Below are 8326 nucleotides of genomic sequence, written 5' to 3' on the forward strand. Positions count from 1 at the left end.
TTTTAATAGGCGACTTATGAGCCGATTTAATCACTTGTTTTTAAAATGCATTTCTATATATTTTAGTAGCTCGTAACCATATAAAGCTTCTGATTCTGATGAGCGTCTTATATAAAAATCTTGATACTTATTATTTTCACCTTTCATGAAAACAGGCTCAGGAGAAGTAATACAATCTACGATAACAATATTTTTATCATCTATGATAACTGAAGATAGGCGAACCAATTTGCTAATTGAATCACCTAGCAAATTTGTCACTTTGTTTTCTAAATCTTTTAGGTACTTTTCAATTTTCTGCAAATTTAAAGCTGACATTTCTCTATCTATTCCAACCAACTTGCCACTGTCACTTACACCCAACAATAATGTGCCGCCATCAGTATTGAGAAATGAAGCTATATTTTTAATTACCTTAGTCTGCTCTTCTTCGCTACGTTCAACTTTTCCAGAAGGGTTGTAAACATCTTGCTCTTTGAGAAAGAAAAACTGTTTAAACTCAATCTCTTTAGTTTCATTAATCTCTACTAGAATTTTAACACGCTCAATATCGCTAATATCAGATAAATCAAAAATAATTCTATTTGTTTGATTTGCTATTTCATGAGCTGAGGATGGGTTAGTGATTAGATCACTCTTGTAACGAGTTAGAGTAGATTCTGCTGCTTCTAATTTATTTGCTAACTCAAGTACTTTTAGTTGCTCTGATTTCTCCGGCACATAAATATTTAGTTTATGTAAATCTTTAATAGACAACATAGCAAAAGTACCTGAAGAAAGGTGTTCCAGTGATAACTTGCCTAACTCTGAATCTAAATACAACTTCGCATAACGGCAAAGTACAATATTCTCATTAAATTGAACTTCAATATAACGCTTTTGCTGTTGGGGTGTTAGTTCGTCTAAATTTGTCAGGACACGATTACGACTTTGCATTGAAGAAATAAATACAGAATTAGCTTTTGTTTCAGATCCAGCTTTCATCCGACGCATAGACAAAACGGCTCGTTGATCTAACTCTGAAGAGCTATCAAATGAATACTCTTTAAACGTTTTATGATTCTGCTGTAATCTATCAATTATTTTTTTATTCGGTGAGTTATCAACATACTCTTTAACAGCCAAAGAGTAATTTTTAGCTTTTATATCATCTAAACTAACAACCTTAGAGTAGGTCCCTATATCTTGAAATTCATTGTAAGTTTGAATGATATTGTTGATGTGTTCACGTGTTAACTCATTAGCCCTTCTCGACTGAAGATAGTCGTACTTGGCATCAATAAATAACGTTTTTAGCTTCTCACTTTTATTTTTGTTAATTATTAAAATACAAAGGTCAACTGAACTTGATTGCAATATTTTTGATGGTAAGGCAATAACAGATTCGATTAAGTCTTCTGAAATAAGAGCGCTTCTTATATTCAACTCTGCACGGTAAGCCGCCAACATATGGGATGTAACAAGCGTTACTAATTTACCATCGGGAGCTAAACTAGCCAATTGATGTAACAACCAAGCATAGTTAGCATTACTTTTAGGGGGCATTCCAAAAGTAGTCCGTTTTCCTCCTAAATAACTCCACTCTCCATGATTGAAAAACTTCTGATTAATTGGAGGAAAGGAAACTATCTTGTTAAACGTTTTAAGATCGTATGAGTTTGATTCTTTAAACTGCGGATTTAGTAATGCGTCCCCTAGCCTTACATTAACACTAAGGTTATTACTCAAAATCATGAGGACTCTAGCAAACCAAAACTCATCTAGCTGATTTGTCTCACCGTAAATAAAACCTTGATACTGACCCAGATTACCATCAAAGCTTTTGGGACTAATTAACATCTTACCGATGCAAAATGAGGGATCATATACATCCTCATTTTTCTTTAAATCTAAGAGCAACAACATTAACTCAGCAACTTGTACGGGCAAATCAGGACCAAAGTTAATCTCTCTAGGACTGAGCCATTCTTGTACAAAGATAGCTATTTGTGTATCACATTCACTGATTACTCTGTAATATAAATAATGAATAGACATTAGTAACTCAACTAGGTAATAGCTATCTAAATGCTGAAATAAAGAGATAGGAAATATACCGTTTAAAAAGTCATTCTCAGCCTCAATTTCTACGAGATTACTGATTAGCCGCTCTTTCAAACTGTATCTATCTGAGTTTACTAAGTCATTAAAGTGGCAGTGTTCAGGTACAAAGTAAGGAAAGCGATAATCTAAAATTTCTTTTTCCACTATTTCCTGATGATAGGAGATATGATGGTATGTAATTAATGAAATTATTAACTTGTATCGTTCGATCCTTGGAAGCGGAGATTCTCTTAATATATCATTAGCTTTATTGAGCACTTTCACTACTTCAGTTTTCATTTAACATCCCTATAGTGAATGAATTACTATCCAACTGTACTCACAAGCCATTCAATTAATCCTGCATTCACTGATAAATCAGCAAGCTTTTCAGCGTCCCACACCTGAATTGAATTATTCTTATCCATTGTATTAATATGGTCGCTTAGCTTTTTATCTGGTGTGTGGGTCACATAAAAAGCTTTATCATAACCCTCTATATTTAATCGCTCTTCATACTCTTTATATAAACTTAGGTTACTCTGTGATTTCACCTGAACAATGGCACGTTCTCCTGTAACTGGCGCCAAGAGTTCTATATCTAGCGTTTTTATTGTGTTACCCGCAGAGCCAACCCTTGACCACCCCGATGAACGAAATATTAAATCGACAAATACTTCAAAATCTTGCGGTGACAACAATTGGATGATCTTTTCGAGTGAGAGCTTAAGTGATACTAAATTCGTCTCTACATTTTTAACATCAGGGTGTTGAGTATTGTTGATTTTATTAAGCAGGTACTCTTTTTCTTTAACATCACAAATTGTACCTCTGAAGCCTTGTACTTTAGTCAACTTGCCACTTAGAGTTTGTATGAAAAGTGAATTGTTCTGACTATCTACACTGCGCCAACCATCAACTGTTTTACGTGATTTTGTTCTACTGTTCTCATCAAGCAGAACTTCTTCTTCAGCAAAGCAGTACCACAATTTACAGTCGTAAAATGTAATCCACATTGTTGTTTTAGGCTCGGTGTAAAACCTTTTAATTTGATTTCGATGGCTTGTTGTCGAAGCTTTGTTTGTATTGTACTCCAGAGCTACAAACTCACTCACTTTATCCCAGTTATTACTTAAACATAACTCATGAGGAATTTGCCTGTAATCTAACTTTATTGTACCTTCTTTTTCAATACACTCACTCTCGTAATCACCTTTTGAACCAAGCTTTATAAATAATGCAGTTGCAGCTTTAATCGCCATTTTAAAATCCTTTTTTATTAAGTTTAATCTTCTATAAAGTAGTCGCTATCAAGTGCTTTTACTTCAAATGCCTGTTTAGTACTAACGCCTACGTTATGAGTAAGCATTAGCTCTGTTAGCTGTTTACCATCCACCAGCACAATACGCTTATCAATTAAGCCAACATATTCGAGTGCGTCTTTACTAAAGCTGCTGGTGGTGATGAATACCCCTTTTTAGCACGGTGCATATCTAGCGCACCAGCAAAGGCTTGTATATCTGGCCTACCCACTGTTTTATTGGTGTAGCGCTTAGCCTGTAAATATATCATTTCGAGGCCGAGTTTATCTTCTTTTATTACACCATCAATGACACCGTCTTGAGTATATTACGTAGCTTGCCCTGCATCTTTACGTGAGCCGCCATAGCCCATAGCTAGCATTAAATCGACTACAAGGTTTTCAAAAAACGCAGGGGAGGCCGAAAGCACAGCCTGTAGTACTTCATCGCTCAAGTTAGTATTGAGTGTATCTACTGCGGCTTCTATTAGCTCTTCTGGTGTTTTTTGTGAGTTGCTATTTACTAAGCTGGTGGTGTTTTCGTCTAGTGAGTCGTTAGTATCTTTAGTACGGGTTTTAAAGTCTAAAAACTCAGGGTATTGGCTTAAGTACTGGTTATTGATTTGTTCGCCAGCTTGTATGGCAGTCAACCCTTTGTGCGTGATTTTGTAAAAGGCTCTTTTAGGCTGCTCTATCAAGCCTGCTTGTACTAAGTATGTTTTAGCCCAACCCAAACGATGGTAAGCATAAGTTTGCTTTCCACTAGGAATACGCAGTTTAAGCTGCTCTGCCGATAAGCTCAGGCTTTGATAAACGTTTGCTTCAATCTCTTTAAGCTTTACAGTTTTACCGTTAGCTAAGCATTGCTGTAATGGGGTCATGAATGATTGGTAATCTGGTAAAGACATACTATTCCCTGCCAAGCCGTATTAGTTAATAACTAAACAGCTAATCCTTTTGTTTTATTGGTTGAGATAATATACACATTAAGATTAAGGGGCAAAGATTATGCAATGATCATGTGTCTCATATCAACACAGTTTATGTTGAGTAGTAAGAATAACTAAGAACGCACAGTTACAAACGGCTCCTGGTGCGTTTATGACTATATTATCGGAGTTTTCACTGTTTTTCTTAAACCGATGCACTAAACCTATAGGGTTTTTCGGTCTATTTACCCCAGTTGCTCACAAGTGATTTTTGTATTTTATCTTATGAAATAAGTTGTGATATTAGACTGTTTTTTATCCATTTGATGTATGTTCTGATGTATCAATTCTTGTTCACCATTGTTAATCACTCAAACCGATGCAGCAAACCTATATACCCTGCTTTAAACCGATGCAACAAACCTCTAGTTATAAAACAATGGCTTAGGTTTATTTGGTACTTTAAGCTCTGCTTCTCTTAGACTTGAAAGAGGGTTTATCTGGGATTTCTTCGGAAAACCGATGCAGTAAACCTCTAGTTATAGATCAATGACTTAGGTTGATACCTGCTTTATTCCCCTGTATTTAGACACTTTAAGGGCATTATTCGGTCCCTACCTGGAGAAAACCGATGCAACCAACTATAGGGCTTTGGTGGTGGGCTGAAGGTAGCGCTTTTAAAAACCTGTTAAAGCGCTACTTATCCTGGTATCACTAAAGCTGGCCAAAGAAGTCATCAGCCCGCAACTTACTTCTTCGTAATCTAAGTTTGATTGGAGTAAAGGTTTTTATCGCTAGTTTGTGCCAGTATTGAGCAATCCTCTTATAAAAAGTTTTCTTATTGGGGATTTCACATCCGTATCGATTTGATAATTTTACTATCGAAACGCCCTTTTTTGTTGACGACTTGTTTTCAAGTATTTCGTTAGTAAACAAAAACCTCTCATCTGCAGAACTTCTATCATTAAATGGGGAAAATACTCTGCCTCTTTACTTAGAATAAACCCCATGGAACTTTCCAATCACTTCCCAAATAACTATCTATCTGGGATTGTGATGCATATTTCCACGAAGGCAGCTTATACATAACTATTACAGGGGATTGATAGGGGAACTCCCTGTATTTCTGGGATTGTGATGCGTATTTCCACTAAAATAGCTCATACATAGCTATTACAGAGGATTGATAGGAGCATTCCCTTTATTTCTGGGATTGTAATGCATATTTCCGCAAAAATAGCTCATACATAGCTATTACAGGGATTAATAGGAGCATTTCCTATTTATCTGGGATTGTGACTTGGTAGTGAGATATTTATCCAAAATAAAAGTAGCGTTTAAAAATAAAACTTAAATGGTCTCTTTAGAGACCTAAATATATACTTGCCTGTTCAAGTTAAATATTTGATTGATTTTTAGTCTTTTAAGGGACCTTTCAAAGGCCTTTATGAATAGGTAATAACTTCCATAAGCGTCTAATAAAGGGCACCTGCTAATAATCAGTCAAAGCTATTAATCTTTCTCCAGCTTTACATGAGGAAAACACGTAGCCTTGAGTTCTGGCGTAGTATTATAGAGGAGTAGCAAGTTAACTATCACTGAGTATTGTCAGCAAAGTGCTTTATCAAAAACAATACTTTATGCCGCAAGAAACAAGTTAAAGTCATTACTTGGCTGTATTGATATGGCGATGATAAACCGGGGAAAGGCGCTAATATTTTCTGTTTGATTATTATAATAGCCATGTAGGCTAATGTGCGACTAATCTTCTTGATGTGAGAGTCTTTACTATGGCCAAGCTACAGATAAATATTTTTGATATTAACCCCATTTTAGAGATCAGATATTTACTTACTCCATAGTGTTTTTAAAGCTTAATTCTTTTTAATAGCAGCTTAATAGAGTAATTAGTCTTGATTATTAACTATTTGACTAATGAGTTAGTAAGATGTTGATCCAATTAACTCGTTAGAATCGTCATTAACTTATTCACATATCCACAGTACCTATTAATTCTATTAAATCTATTAAAACTATAAGATCTATAAGAACTATAGGTGTCTGTAAGTTATTGTTATTAATAAATAAAAACATGGTAACAGATCGTATATTTGGTGTTTTGGATCATATATTTGGTGTTTTAGATCATATATTTGGTGTTTAGGATCATATACTTGGTGTTTAGGTTACATATTTTTGGTGTTTAGATTACATATTTTTGGTGTTCTTTTTTAGAATAAGGTTCTGACGACATACACTATTTTTATAGTATATGTCTCATTGCTAGCATGCAAAATGATAGATTAAGCTCTTTTTTAATATATTTAACACAATTCTGAGGTTGAAAGTTTGTAATTGTGTATATGCGTAACATATTTTTGGTGTTGAGAGCTTGTATCTTTGTATGTACGTAACATATTTTTGGTGTTGAGGGATTATATTTTTGTATGTAACATTTTTCTTATCATGGAGATTATATCTTTGCATGTACTATTTTTGTAGGTATGCAACATATTTTTGGTGTTAGGGGTTATATCTTTGCATGTACGTAACATATTTTTGGTGTTGAGAGCTTGTATCTTTGTATGTACGTAACATATTCTTGGTGTTTTATTTATTTGTAGGGCTATATTCGTCGTATTTTATGGGAAGTTATTAAAAATAGGTCTACGTGAGCATATTTTATATGAGCTACATTACATATTTTTGGTGTTATTGAGAGCACATACCAAAAATATGTAATATGCTTTTTAATATGGAATATCTAAATTATCTATAGTCAGTTTATTCGCAATATCAATTTCTTCTTTGCTGGATGCTTGTTCTGCGCGGTTATTACGCCTTTCAATCAAGGTTGTAGCTATTTTATTAGATAGCTCCTCATTACCAGTGTAATTGTATGCAGAAAGTAACAGTTTAAGTTCTGCAGTTGATAATTTTTTACCATTGCCTTCAGACTTTAATTGCTGCCTTTTAAGCTCTAGCTTTTTAATAGTTGTAATAGCATCGCGTTCATTAAATTCCTCAATATTGCCTTTTGTTATCCAACTCATAAGGAATTTGATAGCTATGATTTTGTTGCCTTGTTTTTTTAATTCGTAGCCAACTTCACCATTAGCACTTTCATAAAATAATAGCTCTTTATTTGTTGTCGGATTGGACTTGAGAATATCAATGCTGCTTCTAATGCATCTCTGCATAAAAACCCCATTATTTTTAAAAGATAATTTATCTGATTTTAAATTCCCTTTTTCATCATATAGACCAAATAAACCTTTTAGTTCATCAAGCTTAATCAAGTGCATTTCGTAGCCGGGCTCTTTAAACCTACTAAGTATTTCATAGAGTCGCTTTGCGTATTCCTGTTTTATGCATAAAAAGCTTGTGGTATTGATCAGCGCAAATCCTTGCTTATACTCTATAAACTCAGACTTCAGAAGATCATTAGGTATCATTGTAAATGTGCGGTTTTTATAGCTTATATTTTTAAATATTGGTTTATAGTCAAATTCAATTTCACCATTACCATCTTCAGTTTTTATACCAACGCTATATCGTGATAGCCGCATAGCTACAGGGTTAAGGTATGTCGCTATATGTTTTGGCGCTATATTGAGCCAATTGGAGAGCTGAGATGCTGAAAACTCGTATTTAGGGGTTGTTCCAACCCAATCACTTTCTTTCATAGTTGCAATCATGAGTGCAAATATATCTGCTTCACGGGCAGATAAATCTTGGCGACTAAATACTATCTGATGGCTCTTTTTTATGTGTTTAGGAAGAGAATCCCTTGAAACTACTTTCTTTTTCTCATCGATACTCATTTCTTCTTCCAATGTCGAGACTGTATTTGCTAGTTGATGACATATTCTTGGTGTTTTTACTAGATTACACATATTAGACATTAAAATATACTCTCTAATTAGCTTATATTTCGATGATGAGGGGAGCTTTTATTTCAATAGTCATTTTTTAAAATAACGATAAAAATATTCCTCAAGTTGTATTTTACCTA

General features: G+C 34.4%; 4 protein-coding genes and 1 pseudogene. All 5 read right to left on the reverse strand.

Annotated elements, in window-relative coordinates:
- Positions 1-30 precede the first annotated feature (30 nt).
- The gene (locus PNIG_RS19840; RefSeq protein WP_089369358.1) at positions 31-2382 is read right to left on the reverse strand and encodes an N-6 DNA methylase; all 2352 of its coding nucleotides are present in this window, start codon (positions 2380-2382) and stop codon (positions 31-33) included.
- Positions 2383-2408: 26 nt separating this feature from the next.
- Positions 2409-3344, reverse strand: a complete 936-nt coding sequence (locus PNIG_RS19845) for a PDDEXK family nuclease (RefSeq protein ID WP_089369359.1) — start codon at positions 3342-3344, stop codon at positions 2409-2411.
- 164 nt (positions 3345-3508) lie between these two features.
- Positions 3509-3654 (reverse strand): annotated as a pseudogene (locus PNIG_RS20450) (restriction endonuclease); the annotation flags it as partial.
- A gap of 57 nt (positions 3655-3711) precedes the next feature.
- Entirely contained in the window at positions 3712-4290 is a 579-nt protein-coding gene (locus tag PNIG_RS20335; protein WP_255319075.1) for a winged helix-turn-helix domain-containing protein, read from the reverse strand.
- A 2771-nt stretch (positions 4291-7061) separates the two neighbouring features.
- A complete protein-coding gene (locus tag PNIG_RS19860) occupies positions 7062-8135 on the reverse strand; it encodes a replication initiation protein (RefSeq protein WP_089369360.1) in 1074 nt (357 codons plus the stop codon).
- Between the last annotated feature and the right edge of the window lie 191 nt (positions 8136-8326).

It is taken from the genome of Pseudoalteromonas nigrifaciens (genome assembly GCF_002221505.1).
GTDB lineage: Bacteria > Pseudomonadota > Gammaproteobacteria > Enterobacterales > Alteromonadaceae > Pseudoalteromonas > Pseudoalteromonas nigrifaciens.

Bases quoted from the DNA above. Each gene is read 5' to 3' on its own strand.
- PNIG_RS19845 (WP_089369359.1), bottom strand. From the start codon at position 3,344: ATGGCGATTAAAGCTGCAACTGCATTATTTATAAAGCTTGGTTCAAAA.
- PNIG_RS19840 (WP_089369358.1), bottom strand. From the start codon at position 2,382: ATGAAAACTGAAGTAGTGAAAGTGCTCAATAAAGCTAATGATATATTA.
- PNIG_RS20335 (WP_255319075.1), bottom strand. From the start codon at position 4,290: ATGTCTTTACCAGATTACCAATCATTCATGACCCCATTACAGCAATGC.
- PNIG_RS19860 (WP_089369360.1), bottom strand. From the start codon at position 8,135: ATGAGTATCGATGAGAAAAAGAAAGTAGTTTCAAGGGATTCTCTTCCT.